This is a genomic window from Mesorhizobium sp. PL10, assembly GCF_053714315.1.
In genome coordinates, this window is record NZ_JBSKBR010000012.1 from 190,833 (window position 1) to 207,143 (window position 16,311).

The window sequence follows — 16,311 nt, forward strand, 5'->3', positions numbered from 1 at the left end:
CCCTACGCAAAAGCAGATATCGCCGATGTGGTTAAGTCCTGCAGGCTATCCGCTTGCTCACGCGAAGGCTCGCAAGGGCGTGAAAATACGCCGGTCATTCTGATTCAGACACTTAGCCCCGCAATCTGCTCGGCAGGCTGACATGCCCGATCGGCAAGGCCTCGGAAGACAGGAGACTTGCGGTCAACAAGAGGATAGATTGCCCCGCAGCTTCGGCTGAACTTCAGAGGGAAAGTTGGAACGCAGACTGACCGCTATCCTCGCAGCTGACGTCGTGGGCTACAGCCGCCTTATGGGCCGGGATGAAGAAGGTGCGCTGGCCGCTTTGAACCGCATTCGTGAGGAGTTGTTCAATTCCACCGTCTCGGACCACCGGGGACGCGTCGTTAAACAGACAGGCGACGGCTTCCTCGTCGAATTTCCAAGCGTCGTAAACGCGGTCGCCTGCGCTGTAGCGATCCAAAGCGGCATGCGACAAAGAAATGCAAATGTGCCTATCCCCAATCGCGTCGACTTCCGCATAGGTATCAACCTCGGCGACATTATAGTCGAGGATGGCGATATCTTCGGCGACGGTGTCAATTTGGCCGCCCGGCTCGAGACATTCGCCGAGCCGGGCGGGATTTCTGTTTCTAGTTCCGTACGGGATCACGTCGGAGCCCGGCTCGACCTCACATTCGAGGACATGGGCGAGCAGTTGCTGAAGAACATCGACCGGCCCGTGCGCGTCTACAACATCTCCCTGGGCGCTTCGTCCGGAAGCTTGGACAGCGGCACGGTCGCCTCCGAGAACCGGTGCGAGAAGGACAGGCCGCGGATTGCCGTGCTACCCTTCAACAATATGAGCGGCGACCCGGAGCAGGAATATTTCTCCGATGGCATAACCGAGGACATCATCACCGATCTGTCCAAAGTGTCAGGACTTCACGTCGTCGCCCGCAATACGGTATTCACCTACAAGAGCAAGCCTGTCAAAGTTCAGCAGACAGCGCGGGAACTCGGCGTCCGATACGTCCTTGAAGGCAGCGTCCGCAAAGTGGGCCAACGCGTGCGCGTCACTGGTCAGCTCATTGACGGGAAAGATGGCACACACATCTGGGCGGACCGCTACGACCGCGACCTGACCGACATCTTTGCGATTCAGGACGAGATAACCCACACCATTGTCGAGCAACTCAGGGTCAGGCTTTTACCTGGGGAGAAGAAGGCGATCGAGCAGCCGCCAACCGTGAGTGTCGAAGCCTATACCTATTATCTCAGGGGGCGGGAGTTTTTCCGCGAATGGACTAAATCGTACCTGCTTCTGGCGCGCCGGATGTTTGCCATGGCAGTGGAACTGGACCCCAACTATGCGCGCGCATATGCCGGCATCGCTGATTGCGACTCGGCACTGTTCGTGTGGCATTCCGAGGAGATATCACCTGAAGCAATCATGGAAATGAGTGCCAAGGCGCTCACGCTCGATCCTGGTCTAGCGGAGGCTCATGCCTCACTCGGGTTGGCACTTCTGCATGACAGGCGCCCGGAGGAGGCTAATGTAGCCTTTCAGCGTGCACTCGTCCTAGACCCTAATTCCTATGAGGCGAACTTCTTCTACGCCAGGCACTTTTATGTGAAAGGCGACTTCGAGGCGTCAGCCAAATATTTCGAACGCGCTGCGAAGATTCGTCCCGATGACTATGTCTCGGCGATGTTCCTGGCGGGTATATTTCGCCGACTCCGGCGCTTCGCGGATGCCGAGAAATGGGCGCGCGCGGGGATCGTGTTGGCCGAAGGTATGCTTGAACTGCATCCGGAAAATGCCGGGCCTGCGCACCGCGGAGCGCTTTTGCTGGCGTATCTGGGCGAACGCAAGCGGGCAAGGGAGTGGGCCGCCCGCGCCTTGGCGATCGATCCGGATGACCTTGTCGCCCACTTCAACATCGCGTGCGCGTATTCGGTCATGGGGGATCCCGACAAAGCACTGGGTCTTCTTGGGAAAATCCTCCCGCATAGTACCTGGTATCAGCGGAGCTGGTTTGAAAACGAGCCGGACCTCGACCCGATCCGCGAGCATCCCCAATTCGGAAAATTATTCGCGGCTTTTGCCGGGCAAGCAACAGCCGTCGGTGGGGCTGATCCTGGAGAATCAGCCGAAGTGGACCGTCCTCCTGAACAATGAGACGCGGGCAAACGACTGATATAAAGGTTGGCGTTGAGGCGGACCACTTCCGACCAGTCGAGCTATCCAAATGCGAAGCGTAAGTCCGCTTCCGCATTTCGTGCGCCAAAAAGCGGTCAGTCCGCAAACGGCCAATCTCGGCCATTGACGGCAAGTGCCGTTTTGCCAGGCCTTCCCCTCAGACCGTCTCCTTGACCCGCGCCGACAGAAAGTCGGGGAGGTCGGCAACCGAATCCAGAACGACATCGGCGATCGCCGACAGCGATTCGCGCGTGCCGGTGCCGGAGAGCACGCCGACCGCCAGCCCGCAGCCGCCGGCCCGCGCCATCTCCAGATCGTGGCGGTTGTCGCCGACCATGGCGATCTCGGCCGGCCGCAGCCCGGTCAGGTCGCAGAAGGCGAGGATGGTGTCCGGTGCGGGTTTCGGATTGGCCACCGCATCATAACCATAGGCGGCGTCGAAGAGCTGGGCGACGCCGAGCGTGACCATGGTCTTCTCCGCGCCGGCGGTTGAATCGTTGGTGGCGACGCCGAGCCGGTAGGATCGTTTGTGCAGCGCCGTCAGCGCTTCGACGATGCCCGGCAGGCCCACCGCCAGAGATGAACCCTGCACCGAGGTGATCTCGTTGAAGCGGGCGACGGCCAGCATCTGGTCCTCGTCGGACAGGCGCGGGAACCACAGTTCGACGACATCCATGTTGGTGCCGGAAGCGAAAATGGAATCCGGTTTGAAGCGCTTGGCGACAAAATCGAAGCCTGCCGCCGAAAGCAGCCTGTCGGCCTTCCAGCGATCGCCCTCGGCGGCATCCATGGCCATGAAATCGGCAATGCCGAGCCATGTCGCATTGAAATCGACGAGCGTGCCGTCCTTGTCGAACAATATGCCCTTGATATCCGCCGGGTTTTTCATGCCGCACCCCGCAATTGCTGGATGCGCGCCACCAGCCCGGCCGTCGAGGCGTCGCGCTTGGCGGCGCTCTCCTTGCCTTCCACAACCGGCAGCAGGCCGGTCGCCAGCTCCTTGCCGAGCTCGACGCCCCACTGGTCGAAGGAGTTGATGTTGAACAGAGTGCCCTCAACAAAAACGCGGTGCTCATAGAGCGCGATCAGTCGGCCGAAGGTGCGCGGGTCGAGCTTGCGATAAAGGATAGTCACCGACGGACGATTGCCGGAGAAGACGCGGTGTGGAGCGATCTTGTCGACATCGGCGGGCTTCATGCCCTTGGCCAGCATCTGCGCGCGCGCCTCATCCAGCGTGCGGCCCTTCATCAACGCTTCCGACTGCGCCAGGCAATTGGCGAGCAAGAGATCGTGCTGGTGCTTCAGATCAGGCTCGTGCCCGACAGCGGCGGCAAGGAACTCGACCGGGATGAAATCGGTGCCCTGGTGCAGCAGCTGGAAGAAGGCGTGCTGGCCATTGGTGCCGGGCTCGCCCCAGACCAGCGGTCCGGTCGGCGTCGTCACCGGCGTATCGTCAAGGGTGACGCCCTTGCCGTTCGATTCCATGTCGAGCTGCTGCAGATAGGCCGGCAGCCTGGACAGACGCTGGTCGTAAGGGATGACGGCACGCGCCGGATATCCGCAGACCACGCGATGCCACCAGCCGACCAGTCCCAGCAGCGCCGGCAGGTTCTTCTGCAGGGGCGCGGTGCGGAAGTGCTCGTCCATCTCATGCGCGCCGTCGAGGAAAGCGCGGAAATTGCGCGGGCCAATGGCGATCATCACCGGCAGGCCGATGGCGCCCCACAGCGAATAGCGGCCGCCAACCCAGTCCCAGAAGCCGAACACGCGATCGGCATCGATGCCGAACTTCTTCACAAGGTCGAGTGCGGTCGAGACGGCGGCGAAATGCTTGCCGACGGCTTCCTTGCCCAGTGCCTTCTGCACCCATTTGCGCGCAGTCTCGGCATTGGTCATCGTCTCGACCGTGGTGAAGGTCTTCGAGGCGATGATGAACAGGGTGGTTTCCGCCGACAGGCCCTTCAGCGTGTCGTGAATATGGGCACCGTCGATGTTGGAGACGTAGTGCGCGCGCGGGCCGTCATGATAGGGCGCCAGCGCCAGCGTCGCCATGGCCGGGCCGAGATCGGAGCCGCCAATACCGATATTGACGATGTCGGTGATTTTCTTGCCGGTGGCGCCGGCGGCCTTGCCGGAGCGAATGGCATCGGCAAAGGCGCCCATGGCGTCGAGCACGGCAAGAACATCTGCCTTGACGTCCTGACCGTCGACGGTGATGCCCTTGCCCGAGAGGTTGCGCAGCGCCGTGTGCAGCACGGCGCGGTCCTCGGTGATGTTGATCTTCTTGCCGGAGAACATCGCGGCGCGGCGTCCCTCGAGGTCGGCGGCGCCGGCAAGTTTTTCGAGCAGTTCCATCGTGCGCTGGTCGACCGCGCATTTCGACCAGTCGAGCAAGAGGTCGCCGTCGCTGGCCGAGAATGTCTCGAAGCGCTTGGGGTCGGCGGCAAAAGCCTCGCGCATCGTGCCCGATGCGGCCGCTCGCTCAGCGCGCAAGGCGGCAAGCTGTTTGTCGAAGGACGAGTGATCCAATGCCGGGCTCCTGACGCTTTTTCACGACATCTTATCAGACCGGATGTTTCCGGCGCGTGTCGCGCTGGAGTTATTGAGCCGAATTCCATTTGTTTCAATGCGTGGGGATGACGCAGCGAGGTAGAAAGCGGCGACGACGCTGCGCGCCGCGCCTTGGTTAACCTCATGCCTGGGTGCGTACACGCGACGACGCTTCGCGTCGCGCCGGTGGCCAACCTCACGCCTCGGGTGCGCACACGCGACGACGCTTCGCGTCGCGCATAGATCACTGGCATAAATCCCAGCGATCAGAAAAATTGATTGGCGCAACCCCTTGTGCCACGGTTACCTTCCGCTGGTCCAGCCAAGCAAAAAAGTTTGGCCATCGAGGAACATCTTCCATGCCACAGCGTAACGACACGGCCATATGGTCCGGCCTGTTCCGGATTTCGGCGGAATCGGGCCAGACACTGCAGGCGCAGATCCGTCAGGCGATCGTCGCCGCCATTCTCGACCGGCAGATCGCGGCTTCGATGCCGCTTCCGTCCTGCCGCATCCTGGCAGAGAAACTCGGCGTCGCGCGCGGCACAGTGGTGCTGGCGTTCCAGCAGTTGGTCGATCAGGGTTTCCTGGTGGCGCGAGAACGGCGCGGCCATTTCGTCAATCCGGACGTGCTGGCCACCCCCGCCAAGCCGCACCAGAAGGCACCGGACCAGCAGAACGAGATCGACTGGAAGGCGCGCCGGCAGATCGCCGCCAGCGACATGCCGCCGCCGGCCAAGCACGACAACTGGATCAAGTCGTCCTACCCGTTCGTCTATGGCCAGTTCGACCCGGCGCTGTTCCCGACCGCCGAATGGCGCGAGTGCAACCGCATGGCGCTGGCCGTGCTCGAGATCCGCAACTGGGCCTCGGACATGGTCGACCGCGACGATCCGCTGTTGATCGAACAGATCCAGGCGCGGCTCTTGCCACGGCGCGGCATCTTCGCCAATCCGGACGAGATCATCGTCACGCTGGGCGCCCAGAACGCGCTCTACATGCTGGCGACGCTGCTGATGACCAAGGGCTCGAAGGTGGCAATGGAGGATCCGGGTTATCCCGATGCGCGCTCGATCTTCAGGCTGGCGGGCGCCGATATCCAGCCGGTTCCGGTTGACCAGTCCGGCATCGTGACGTCGTCCATTCCGCAGGATTCGGGCTTTGTCTTCGTCACCCCCAGCCACCATTGCCCGACCATGGTGCCGCTGTCGGCGGACCGCCGGCAGGACCTGTTGGCGCGCGCCAACCGCCACAACCAGATCATCATCGAGGACGGCTATGACAGCCAGCTTCTCGACGAGGCGCCGCAGCAGGCGCTGAAGAGCCTCGACCGCTCGGGCCGCGTCATCTATGTCGGCTCGATGTCGAAGACGCTGGCTCCGGGCCTGCGGCTTGGCTACATCGTGGCGTCCGCTGGACTAATCGCGGAGCTCAGGGCACTTCGCCGCTTCATGCTGCGGCATCCGCCTGCAAACAACCAGCGTGCCGTCGCCCTGTTCCTGTCGCTCGGCCATCACGAGGCCCTGGTGCGGCGTCTGTCGTCGGCCTTCGACGAACGCCGTAAGCGTCTGGTCCATGCGATTTCCGCATTCCTGCCGGAATGGCGTTCGACCGACTCCGCCGGTGGCACATCGCTCTGGCTCGAAGGGCCGCGCGGAACCGATTCCCGCGGACTAGCCGAAGCCGCCGCGTCGCGCAGCGTCATTATCGAGCCCGGCGACCGCTTCTTCGACCGCACCGAAAAGCCGTCGCGTTTCATGCGCTTGGGCATTTCCTCGATCGCGCTGCAGCACATCGAACCAGGCATTCGCGAGCTGGCCACCGCAGCCGGACGCAGGCCGGCAGCAGCCTGATACACGGCTTGACTTTGTGAAGGGAGCCGGCGCAAGCCGGCTCCCTTTTGCTTGGCACCATCGCCCCGCTTTAGCTCTCTGGCATATTCGACCATAGCAGCTGGCCCATAGGCTGGGCCAATACCGGCGGCATAGTCGGCTGACAGAGGGGACGAAGCAGGCGACGGTGGACCAATCACCGCGTCCGGTTTCGCAAGATAAGGTGGAGTGCCTCCCATGTCAGTGGCTCTTGAGAAGCAGGATGCGCCCGAGAAGCAGGAGGCTGACCAGCGCTCGCGCCGATCCGGCGGGCGCGAAGCGCGCCGCGCGATGCGGGCCGCACCCTTGGCCGACGACATCAGGCCGGTGCGCGCCGGGCTTGAAGGCGGCAGCTACGGCCCACTCAGCCGGAACGATCAGGAGCGCATCCATGAAGCGGTGCTGACGCTGCTGGAGACCGTCGGCTTCGCCAATGCCATTCCCTCCTGCATCGAGGCGCTGACCGGGGTCGGCGCCATCTACGGCGATGATGGGCGTATTCGCTTCCCCCGCGCACTGGTGCTGGACACGATCAAAAAAGCGGCGCGGAATTTTACGCTGCACGGCCAGGATCCGAGGCATGACATGCTGATCCAGGGCAAGCGGGTGCACTACGGCACCGCAGGTGCCGCGGTGCATCTGGTCGATGTCGAAAAGCGCGAATACCGCGAGTCGCTGGTGCAAGACATTTACGACGCAGCCCGCCTCGTCGAAGGGCTCGACAACATCCACTTCTTCCAGCGGCCGATGGTGCCGCGCGACATTCCCGATCCGCTCGAGATGGACTTCAACACGCTCTACGCCTGCGTGATGGGCACGTCGAAGCATGTCGGCACCTCGTTCACGGTGCGCGAGAACGTGCAGCCGGCGCTGGAGATGCTCTATGCGATCGCCGGCGGCGAGGAGAATTTCCGCGCCCGGCCCTTCGTCTCCAACTCAAACTGTTTCGTCGTGCCGCCGATGAAATTTGCCGAGGACGCCTGCGGCGTGCTCGAAGCCTGCGTCGAAGGCGGCATTCCGATCCTGCTCTTGTCGGCCGGCCAGGCCGGCGCCACCGCCCCGGCGGCGATTGCAGGTGCTGTCGTGCAAGCGGTGGCGGAAGTGCTTGCCGGCCTCGTCTATGTCAACGCCATCAAGCCCGGACACCCCGCGATCTTCGGCACCTGGCCATTCGTCTCCGACCTCAGGACCGGCGCCATGTCGGGCGGCTCGGCCGAGCAGGCGGTGCTGACTTCCGCCTGCGCGCAGATGGCGCAATTCTATGACCTTCCGGGTGGTTCGGCCGCGGGCATGACGGATTCCAAACTGCCCGACATCCAGTCCGGCTATGAAAAGGGCATCACCGATGTGATGGCCGGCCTTGCCGGCCTCAACCTGGTCTATGAATCGGCCGGCATGCATGCCTCGCTGCTCGGCTTCTGCCTGGAAAGCCTGATCATCGACAACGACATGCTGGGCCATTGCCTGCGTTGCGTGCGCGGCATCGAGGTGACCGACGAAGCGCTGTCGATCGAGACCATCGCTGAAGTCTGTATGAACGGCCCTGGCCACTATCTCGGCAATGAGCAGACGCTGCGCCTGATGCAGACCGAGTACTTTTATCCGGCCGTCGGCGACCGCTTTTCTCCCAAGGAATGGAACGAGAAGGGCAGGCCCGACATCCTGCAGCGGGCGATCATCGAGAAGAAGCGGGTGCTTGCCGAGCGCTTCCCTCGCCATGTGCCGAAGCTGCTCGACGACAAGTTGCGCGCCCGCTTCGGCGAGATGATCAAGTTGCCGCGCAGCGGCATGGGCGGGTAAGTCTAACCTTACAAAACATTAGCCCGCGCTTAGCCCAAAACGCTCGACGACCTCAGCGCTGATCAGCTTGCCATGCAGCGCCATCAGCACGACCTGTGCATCCAGGCTGTCGCCGGTCTCAAGCGCTGCTTCGATGCGGCGCTCCGCGTCCAGCCGCTTGTCCGGGCCGTTGGCCTGTTCGAAAGTCAGCGGCCCCGCAATACAATAACTGAAAAGCTGCGCCACGGACCGGTAGGCGTCCGGTGGCGGTTCGTCCGGCCAATGGTCCTTCATCAGGTTGACGATGGTGAGCTTGACGCCCTCGGGAACAAGGGCCGGATGGAGGTCGGCGCCGCGTAGTGCTGCGTCAAGTTCCCGCAAGTCGCCGGAGCGGCCGAACATGCCGAGAAAACCGAAGGAAGAGCGCCGTTTCGCCATGAATCGTCTCGTTCCCGCAGCTGAACCCATAGAGATCAAGCTTATCTGTAGGTCCGGTCGGGTCGAAACAAGGGGCTGGTCATGACAAAGGGCGGTCCGCTCGGCAGCGGACCGCCCTTTCGATCTTGGCGACCAATTTAGCGTTCAGTGATTGTCCCTCGGCACGCCCTTGGTGTGCGCCACATCCTGGTATTTCACCGCCGGCTTCAGCACCATTCCCTGGTCGAACTGGTCGACCATGCCGCGCTGGATTTCCTGCCATGGCGTCTGGTGCTGCGGATAGTGGAAACCGCCATTGCCCTGGAGTGCTGCGCGCCGCTTGGCGATTTCGTCGTCGCTGACAAGGATGTTGGCGGTGCCCTTGTTCAGGTCGATGCGCACGCGGTCGCCGGTCTTGAGCAGCGCCAGGCCGCCACCGATAGCCGCTTCCGGCGAGGCGTTGAGGATCGACGGCGAGCCCGACGTGCCAGACTGGCGGCCGTCGCCGATGCAGGCCAGCGCGTGGATGCCCTTCTTGATGAGGTAGGCGGGCGGCTGCATGTTGACGACCTCGGCGCCGCCGGGATAGCCGATCGGGCCGGCGCCGCGCATGAACAGGATGGTGTGCTCGTCAATGCCTTGCGACGGATCGTCGATGCGGGCGTGGTAGTCCTCCGGCCCGTCGAAGACCATGGCGTTGCCCTCGAAGGCTTCCGGGTCCTTCGGGTTGGACAGATAGCGCTCGCGGAATTCCGGCGAGATGCCGCTGGTCTTCATGATCGCCGAATCGAAGAGATTGCCGCTGAGGTTGATGAAGCCGGCATTGGCCTTGAGCGGCTTGTCGGCGCTGCGGATGACATCCTGATTCTCGTTGGCCACGCCGCGGCAATTGTCGCCGATCGACTTGCCGTTGACGGTCACAGCGTCGGGGTGCGGCAAAAGTCCGGCCTTCAAAAGCTCGGCCACCACGGCCGGCACGCCGCCGGCATGGTGGTAGTCCTCGCCGAGATACTCGCCCGTCGGCTGCAGATTGACGAGCAGCGGCACGTTGAGGCCGACCTTCTCCCAGTCGTCATTGTCGAGCGGCACGCCGAGATGGCGGGCGATGGCATTGAGGTGGATCGGCGCGTTGGTCGAGCCGCCGATGGCCGAATTGACGACAATGGCGTTCTCGAACGCATGCCGGGTCATGATGTCGGACGGCTTCAGATCCTCATGCACCATCTCGACGATGCGCTTGCCCGTCTCGTAGGAAATCTGGCCGCGCTCGCGGTAGGGCGCGGGGATTGCGGCCGAGCCCGGCAACTGCATACCGAGCGCCTCGGCCAGCGAGTTCATCGTGGTGGCGGTACCCATTGTGTTGCAATAGCCGGTGGACGGCGCCGAAGAGGCGACAATGTCCATGAACTCGTCATAGTCGATCTCGCCGGCCGATAGCCGCTGGCGCGATTCCCAGACGATGGTGCCGGAGCCCGTGCGCTTGCCCTTGTGCCAGCCATTGAGCATCGGGCCGACCGACAGCGCGATCGCCGGAATGTTGACGGTGGCCGCCGCCATCAGCAGCGCCGGCGTGGTCTTGTCGCAGCCGATAGTCAGCACGACGCCGTCGAGCGGATAGCCGTAAAGCACCTCGACGAGGCCGAGGTAGGCAAGGTTGCGGTCGAGCGCCGCGGTCGGGCGCTTGCCGGTTTCCTGGATCGGATGACAGGGAAATTCAAAGGGAATGCCGCCCATCGAGACGATGCCTTCGCGCACGCGCTTGGCCAGCTCGATATGGTGGCGGTTGCAAGGCGACAGATCCGAGCCTGTCTGGGCGATGCCGATCAGCGGTTTGCCCGACATCAGTTCGGCCCGCGTCAGCCCGTAGTTCAGGTAGCGTTCGAGATAGAGCGCGGTCATGCCCGGATTGTCGGGATTGTCGAACCACTCCTGCGAGCGAAATTTCTTCTTGGTGGGGGCGCCTGCCATCGTGGTCTCCGTATTTGTAAGACAAATCGATATGGCAACGCGCGGAAGCAGGCAAGAGGGCGCACCGTCGCAACCGGACTTTGGTGCGATAGACATGCATCGAGCGCTGCGTTAGGCCTTTGAACAATCTGGTGCGGGGAGGTTTGCATGGCTTTGGTGATCGAAGGCGAGGAACGCATTGTCGCACCTCTGCAGAAAGTGTGGGAGGCGCTGAATGATCCGAACGTGCTGCGGGAGAGCATTCCCGGCTGCCAGAGCCTGGAGATGAAATCGCCGACCGAAATGGCAGCGACCGTGGTGCTGAAGATCGGGCCTATCAAGGCGACGTTCAACGGCGAAGTGACGCTGAAAAACCTCAAGCCACCGCACGCCTACACCATACAGGGCGAAGGCAAGGGCGGCATTGCCGGCTTCGCCAAGGGCGGCGCCGATGTGACGCTGACGGCAGACGGGCCGGATGCGACGGTGCTCAAATACGCGGCCAAAGCCGATGTCGGCGGCAAGATCGCCCAGCTGGGCAGCCGGCTGATCGAATCGACGTCGAAGAAACTGGCGGGTCAGTTCTTTTCGACGTTCGGCGAGAAGGTGGGCGGCTGAACCCTCACTCGAACACGATGCTCGGCACCGCTGCTTCGGCCGCGCCGCGTTCTTCGTTGACCCGGTCCCAGACCTTCGAAGCAATATCGCGATAGATCTTCGCCTCGGGGCTATCGGGTTTCGACGCCACCACGGGCGCACCTTCATCCGAGCTTTCGCGAATGCCCATTTCCAGCGGCACTTCGCCAAGGAAGGTCACGCCGAGGCGCTCGGCTTCGCGCCGCGCCCCGCCATGGCCAAAAATGTCGTAGCGCTTGCCGGTGTCGGGCGCGACGAAATAGCTCATGTTCTCGACGATGCCGAGCAGCGGTACGTCGACCTTCTTGAACATGTTCAGCCCCTTGCGCGCGTCGATCAGCGCCAGATCCTGCGGCGTCGAGACGATGACGGCGCCGGCCAGCGGCACCTGTTGGGCCATGGTCAGCTGGGCATCGCCGGTGCCGGGCGGCATGTCGACGACGAGCACGTCGAGCCGGCCCCATTCGACCTCGCGCAGCATCTGCGTCAGCGCCGACATCACCATCGGGCCGCGCCAGATCATCGGGGTTTCCTCATCGACGAGGAAGCCCATCGACATTACCTTGAGACCGTAATTCTCCATTGGTTTCAGGATCTTGCCGTCGACGGTCTGCGGTCGGCCATGGATGTTGAGCAGCCTGGGCATTGACGGGCCATAGATGTCGGCATCGAGCACGCCGACGCGCAAACCGTTGGCGGCGAGCCCGAGCGCGATGTTGACGGCGGTGGTCGACTTGCCGACGCCACCCTTGCCTGACGCAACCGCAATGATCGCCTCGATGCCGGGCACGCCGCGCTTGCCCGAGTTGTGCGAGGCTGGGGCGTGCGGAGCCGCGCGTGGCGCAGTTGGCGGAGCCGGTCTGGGTGCGGGGCGCGCCGGAACCGGCGCCTCCATGCCGCCGCCCTTCTTTTCAGCCGTCAGCGCGACGACGGCGCCGGCGACACCGGGAATCGCCTTGACGACGCGCTCGGCTGCGGCGCGCAGCGGCTCCATCTCCTGCGCCCGGGCAGCCGGAACCGTGATTGAAAAGAACACTTTCGAATCGGCGATGAAAATCTCGGAGACCATGCCGAGGTCGACGATGTTGCCGGTGAAATCCGGTCCGTTGACCGTCTTCAGGCGCTCGATGACGGTTTCCTTGGTGACGGCCATGATCTTTTCCTCAGCGTTCGGCACCTCAGATAATGTAGTTTTCGGAGAGAACCAAGCAGCCGCCTCGACGCACCCTTGGCTTCTGCGAGCGAGAGTTCCGGCGGACGTCGCCAAACAGGGCGCGCGACCTATTTCAATGACCAGCATGAGGGAGACAATCAGGGAAGGATACGATTATGCTCGCAAACAGCAACGCAACGGCCAACATCGCAGTGAAGGACTTGGCGAGAGCAAAGGCCTTTTATGAAGGAACGCTGGGCCTCAAGCAGGTGGACAACATTGGCGATGAGTTGGTCGTCTACAAAAGCGGCGACACGGTCATCAATGTCTATCACTCGCAATTCGCCGGAACCAACAAGGCGACGGTGGTGACCTGGACGGTCGGCGACCAAATCGAAGCTATTGTCAAATCGCTAAGATCGAAGGGCGTCACCTTCGAACATTACGAGATGCCTGGTCTTTCGCTCGAGGGCGATATCCATGTCGGCTCCGGCATGAAAGTCGCCTGGTTCAAGGACCTGGACGGCAACATCCTGAACGTCGTGGATAAATAGTCCCGGCCAACGATTTCCAGGCTGCGGGCAAGATTGTGTTGTTGTGGCGCCGGCACCATCTGGCGCAGCCGTCCCGCGCTGGCTAGCCTGCAGGCATGATCGACAAACTGGAATTCTTCATCGCGCTGGCCAGGGAAGAGCATTTCGGCCGGGCGGCGGAGGTGTGCGGCGTCACGCAGCCGACGCTGTCGGCGGGGATCAAGCAGCTGGAGGGCCAGCTCGGCGTCATGCTGGTGCTGCGCGGCTCGCGCTTCCAGGGACTGACGCCAGAAGGCAAACAGGTGCTGGTGTGGGCGCGCCGCATCGTCGGCGACACCAGGACCATGCGCGAGGAGATGAGGGCGGCGCGCTATGGCCTGTCGGGGCGCATCCGCATCGCCGCCATCCCGACGGCACTGGCCATGGCGGCGCGCCTGACGACACCGTTCCGCGAAAAGCACCCTGGCGTCACCTTTTCGGTGCTATCGCGCACCTCAATCGAAGTGCTGTCGCTGCTCGGCAATTTCGACATCGACGCCGGCATCACCTATCTCGACAATGAGCCGTTGGGACGGGTGATCAGCGTGCCGCTCTATGACGAGCGCTACCAGCTGATAACAGCTGTCGGAAATCCCTATTCCGACCGCGACAAAGTGACATGGGCCGAACTCAGCAGCCTGCCGCTCTGCCTGCTGACGCCGGACATGCAGAACCGGCGCATCATCGACCAGCATCTGGCGGAAGCCGGCGTGCAGATGCGGCCGACGCTCGAATCCAATTCGATGATCGTGCTGTTCTCGCATATCCGGACCGGCAAATGGTCATCGATCATGCCGCTCAACCTCGCGGAAACATTCGGCTTTTCCGAACCGATCCGGGCCATCCCGATCGTCGAACCGGACGCCCGCCACACGGTGGGGCTGGTGGCGGCGCCGCGCGAGCCGCACACGCCGCTGGTGCAGGCGCTGTTGGACGAGGCGATGGCGCTGGCAGACGATTTCCGCGCCCACCGCTAGGCTAGATATCGCAGGCTGTAGCGGCTCGATAGAAGATTTCTATCGAGCAACGATGCAGCTTTATTGATTCCAGGGGTTTCCTCTGATTTCCTAAGAACTTAGCGATATTGCGCCTATGCACGTCGCTGCCCCAAAAACGCTTCACACGTTTGGGCGATATGCATTGGACGCCACGACAAGGGAGGGCGCTGCATGACGATGCAGCCTGCAAGTACCGAGATCGCATCGCGCACGGCGGCGATCATCCAGGAGTTGAAGGACCTCGAGGGTCCGCTGCTGCCGATCCTCCACGGCATCCAGGAAGAATTCGGCCACGTACCGCAGGACGCGGTGCCTGTCATCGCCGATGGCCTGAACCTGTCGAGGGCCGAGGTGCACGGCGTCGTGACCTTCTATCATGATTTCCGTGCCCGGCCGGCCGGCCGGCACGTGCTCAAGCTCTGCCAGGCGGAAGCTTGCCAGTCGATGGGTTCGGATGCGGTGGCCGCAAAGGTCAAGCAGTTGCTCGGCATCGATTTCCACGAGACCACCCGCGACGGATCGGTTACACTGGAGCCGGTCTATTGCCTCGGGCTTTGCGCCTGTTCACCGTCGGCGATGCTGGATGGTGAGGTGATCGGGCGGCTCGATGACGAGAAGATCGAAGAGATCGTCGCGGAGGTACGCTCATGATCCCGCGCATCTACATTCCAGCTGACTCCGGCGCGCTGGCGCTCGGCGCCGAAAAGGTCGCCAAGGCGATTCGTGCGGAGCTGGCCGAACGGGGCATCGAGGCCAAAATCGTGCGCAACGGCTCGCGCGGCGCCTATTTCCTCGAACCTATGGTCGAGGTCGCGACCGCCGAGGGCCGCGTCGCTTACGGGCCGGTGAAGCCTTCCGATGTCAAGAGCCTGTTCGACAGCGGCTTCCTCAAGGGCGGACATCACAAGCGCTGGCTGGGCGCACCGGACAAGATCCCGTTCCTGGCCAAGCAGACGCGCCTGACCTTCGCGCGTTGCGGCATCAACGACCCGCTGTCGCTCGACGCCTACAAGTCGCTCGGCGGACTGAAGGGCCTGCAGAACGCGGTGGCCATGGCGCCGCTCGACATCGTCAAGCAGGTCACGGAATCGGGCTTGCGCGGTCGTGGCGGCGCTGGCTTTCCGACCGGCATCAAGTGGAAGACGGTGCTCGATACCGCCGGCGAGCGCAAGTACATCGTCTGCAACGCCGACGAAGGCGACAGCGCGACCTTCGCCGACCGCATGATCATGGAGGGCGACCCCTTCGTGCTCATCGAAGGCATGGCGATCGCCGGCATCGCCACCGGCGCGACCAAGGGTTTCGTCTACATCCGCTCGGAGTATCCGCATGCGGTGGCGACGATGAACAAGGCCGTCGAGATTGCCCGCAAGCACGGCGTGCTCGGCGTCAACGTGATGGGTTCGCCGAACGCCTTCGACATGGAAATCCGCGTCGGCGCCGGCGCCTATGTCTGCGGCGAGGAAACCTCACTGCTGAACAGCCTTGAAGGCAAGCGCGGCGTGGTGCGGGCCAAGCCACCGCTGCCCGCGATCCAGGGATTGTTCGGCAAGCCGACGGTGATCAACAATGTCATCTCGCTGGCTTCCGTGCCGATCATCATGGACAAGGGCGCGGCCTTCTACAAGGATTTCGGCATGGGCCGCTCGCGCGGTACGATCCCGATACAGATCGCCGGCAACGTCAAGTTCGGCGGCCTGTTCGAGGCTGCCTTCGGCATGACGCTGGGCGAAATCGTCGACGATATCGGTGGCGGTACGGCCACCGGTCGCCCGGTGAAGGCGGTGCAGGTCGGCGGCCCACTCGGCGCCTATTTCCCGCGCGCGCTGTTCGACACACCGTTCGACTATGAAGAATTCGCCAAGCGTGACGGGCTGATCGGCCATGCCGGCCTCACCGTGTTCGACGACACCGCCGACATGCTGAAGCAGGCGCGCTTCGCCATGGAATTCTGCGCCATTGAGAGCTGCGGCAAGTGCACGCCATGCCGCATCGGCTCGATACGCGGGGTGGAGACCATCGACAGGCTTGCTGCCGGCATCGAGCCGGAAAAGAACCTGGCTCTGGTCACCGATCTCTGCAACACGATGAAGTTCGGATCGCTCTGCGCGCTGGGCGGCTTCACGCCTTACCCGGTGATGAGCTCGATCACCCATTTTCCCGAAGATTTCAAGCCCGCGCCGGCGCGCGTGGCTGCCGAATAGGA

General features: G+C 62.9%; 13 protein-coding genes. 8 read left to right on the plus strand and 5 right to left on the minus strand.

The window, feature by feature from the left end; translation table 11 throughout:
• Positions 1 to 235: 235 nt before the first annotated feature.
• The gene (locus ACWGTO_RS20720) at positions 236 to 2,161 is read left to right on the plus strand and encodes a TPR end-of-group domain-containing protein (RefSeq protein WP_454576654.1); all 1,926 of its coding nucleotides are present in this window, start codon (positions 236 to 238) and stop codon (positions 2,159 to 2,161) included.
• A 178-nt stretch (positions 2,162 to 2,339) separates the two neighbouring features.
• Here ACWGTO_RS20720 and ACWGTO_RS20725 read toward each other — a convergent pair whose 3' ends face one another.
• Positions 2,340 to 3,071: an HAD family hydrolase gene (locus ACWGTO_RS20725; RefSeq protein ID WP_454576655.1), complete on the minus strand. Its 732-nt coding sequence runs from the start codon at positions 3,069 to 3,071 to the stop codon at positions 2,340 to 2,342.
• Positions 3,068 to 4,711 (minus strand): glucose-6-phosphate isomerase, encoded by a 1,644-nt coding sequence (gene pgi, locus ACWGTO_RS20730; RefSeq protein WP_454576656.1) that lies wholly within the window; start codon positions 4,709 to 4,711, stop codon positions 3,068 to 3,070. Before pgi ends, ACWGTO_RS20725 begins: the two co-directional genes overlap by 4 nt.
• Positions 4,712 to 5,091: 380 nt before the next feature.
• On the opposite strand from pgi, the gene pdxR reads away from it, so the two are divergent.
• Together pdxR and ACWGTO_RS20740 are read left to right on the plus strand one after the other, a co-directional pair.
• Positions 5,092 to 6,585 carry a MocR-like pyridoxine biosynthesis transcription factor PdxR gene (gene pdxR, locus ACWGTO_RS20735; protein ID WP_454576657.1) on the plus strand — a complete coding sequence of 498 codons (1,494 nt, stop codon included), beginning with the start codon at positions 5,092 to 5,094 and terminating at the stop codon, positions 6,583 to 6,585.
• A gap of 216 nt (positions 6,586 to 6,801) precedes the next feature.
• Complete coding sequence (locus tag ACWGTO_RS20740) at positions 6,802 to 8,403, plus strand: trimethylamine methyltransferase family protein (protein ID WP_454576658.1); 1,602 nt, start codon at positions 6,802 to 6,804, stop codon at positions 8,401 to 8,403.
• Between the two features lie 18 nt (positions 8,404 to 8,421).
• Here the strand turns inward: ACWGTO_RS20740 and ACWGTO_RS20745 are convergent, their stop codons facing one another.
• Together ACWGTO_RS20745 and ACWGTO_RS20750 are read right to left on the minus strand one after the other, a co-directional pair.
• Complete coding sequence (locus ACWGTO_RS20745; protein ID WP_454576659.1) at positions 8,422 to 8,820, minus strand: hypothetical protein; 399 nt, start codon at positions 8,818 to 8,820, stop codon at positions 8,422 to 8,424.
• 144 nt (positions 8,821 to 8,964) lie between these two features.
• The gene (locus ACWGTO_RS20750; protein WP_454576660.1) at positions 8,965 to 10,767 is read right to left on the minus strand and encodes an IlvD/Edd family dehydratase; all 1,803 of its coding nucleotides are present in this window, start codon (positions 10,765 to 10,767) and stop codon (positions 8,965 to 8,967) included.
• 147 nt (positions 10,768 to 10,914) lie between these two features.
• On the opposite strand from ACWGTO_RS20750, the gene ACWGTO_RS20755 reads away from it, so the two are divergent.
• Positions 10,915 to 11,364 (plus strand): SRPBCC family protein, encoded by a 450-nt coding sequence (locus tag ACWGTO_RS20755; protein ID WP_454576661.1) that lies wholly within the window; start codon positions 10,915 to 10,917, stop codon positions 11,362 to 11,364.
• Positions 11,365 to 11,368: 4 nt separating this feature from the next.
• Here the strand turns inward: ACWGTO_RS20755 and ACWGTO_RS20760 are convergent, their stop codons facing one another.
• Entirely contained in the window at positions 11,369 to 12,538 is a 1,170-nt protein-coding gene (locus ACWGTO_RS20760; RefSeq protein ID WP_454576698.1) for an Mrp/NBP35 family ATP-binding protein, read from the minus strand.
• 173 nt (positions 12,539 to 12,711) lie between these two features.
• Between ACWGTO_RS20760 and ACWGTO_RS20765 the strand changes: the two genes are divergently transcribed.
• The 4 genes from ACWGTO_RS20765 (at position 12,712) to ACWGTO_RS20780 (ending at position 16,309) form a co-directional block, all read left to right on the plus strand.
• The gene (locus ACWGTO_RS20765) at positions 12,712 to 13,089 is read left to right on the plus strand and encodes a VOC family protein (RefSeq protein ID WP_454576662.1); all 378 of its coding nucleotides are present in this window, start codon (positions 12,712 to 12,714) and stop codon (positions 13,087 to 13,089) included.
• Between the two features lie 95 nt (positions 13,090 to 13,184).
• Positions 13,185 to 14,084: a LysR family transcriptional regulator gene (locus ACWGTO_RS20770; RefSeq protein WP_454576663.1), complete on the plus strand. Its 900-nt coding sequence runs from the start codon at positions 13,185 to 13,187 to the stop codon at positions 14,082 to 14,084.
• A 192-nt stretch (positions 14,085 to 14,276) separates the two neighbouring features.
• Positions 14,277 to 14,756 carry a formate dehydrogenase subunit gamma gene (locus tag ACWGTO_RS20775; RefSeq protein ID WP_454576664.1) on the plus strand — a complete coding sequence of 160 codons (480 nt, stop codon included), beginning with the start codon at positions 14,277 to 14,279 and terminating at the stop codon, positions 14,754 to 14,756.
• Positions 14,753 to 16,309, plus strand: a complete 1,557-nt coding sequence (locus ACWGTO_RS20780) for a formate dehydrogenase beta subunit (protein ID WP_454576665.1) — start codon at positions 14,753 to 14,755, stop codon at positions 16,307 to 16,309. Before ACWGTO_RS20775 ends, ACWGTO_RS20780 begins: the two co-directional genes overlap by 4 nt.
• Positions 16,310 to 16,311: the final 2 nt, after the last annotated feature.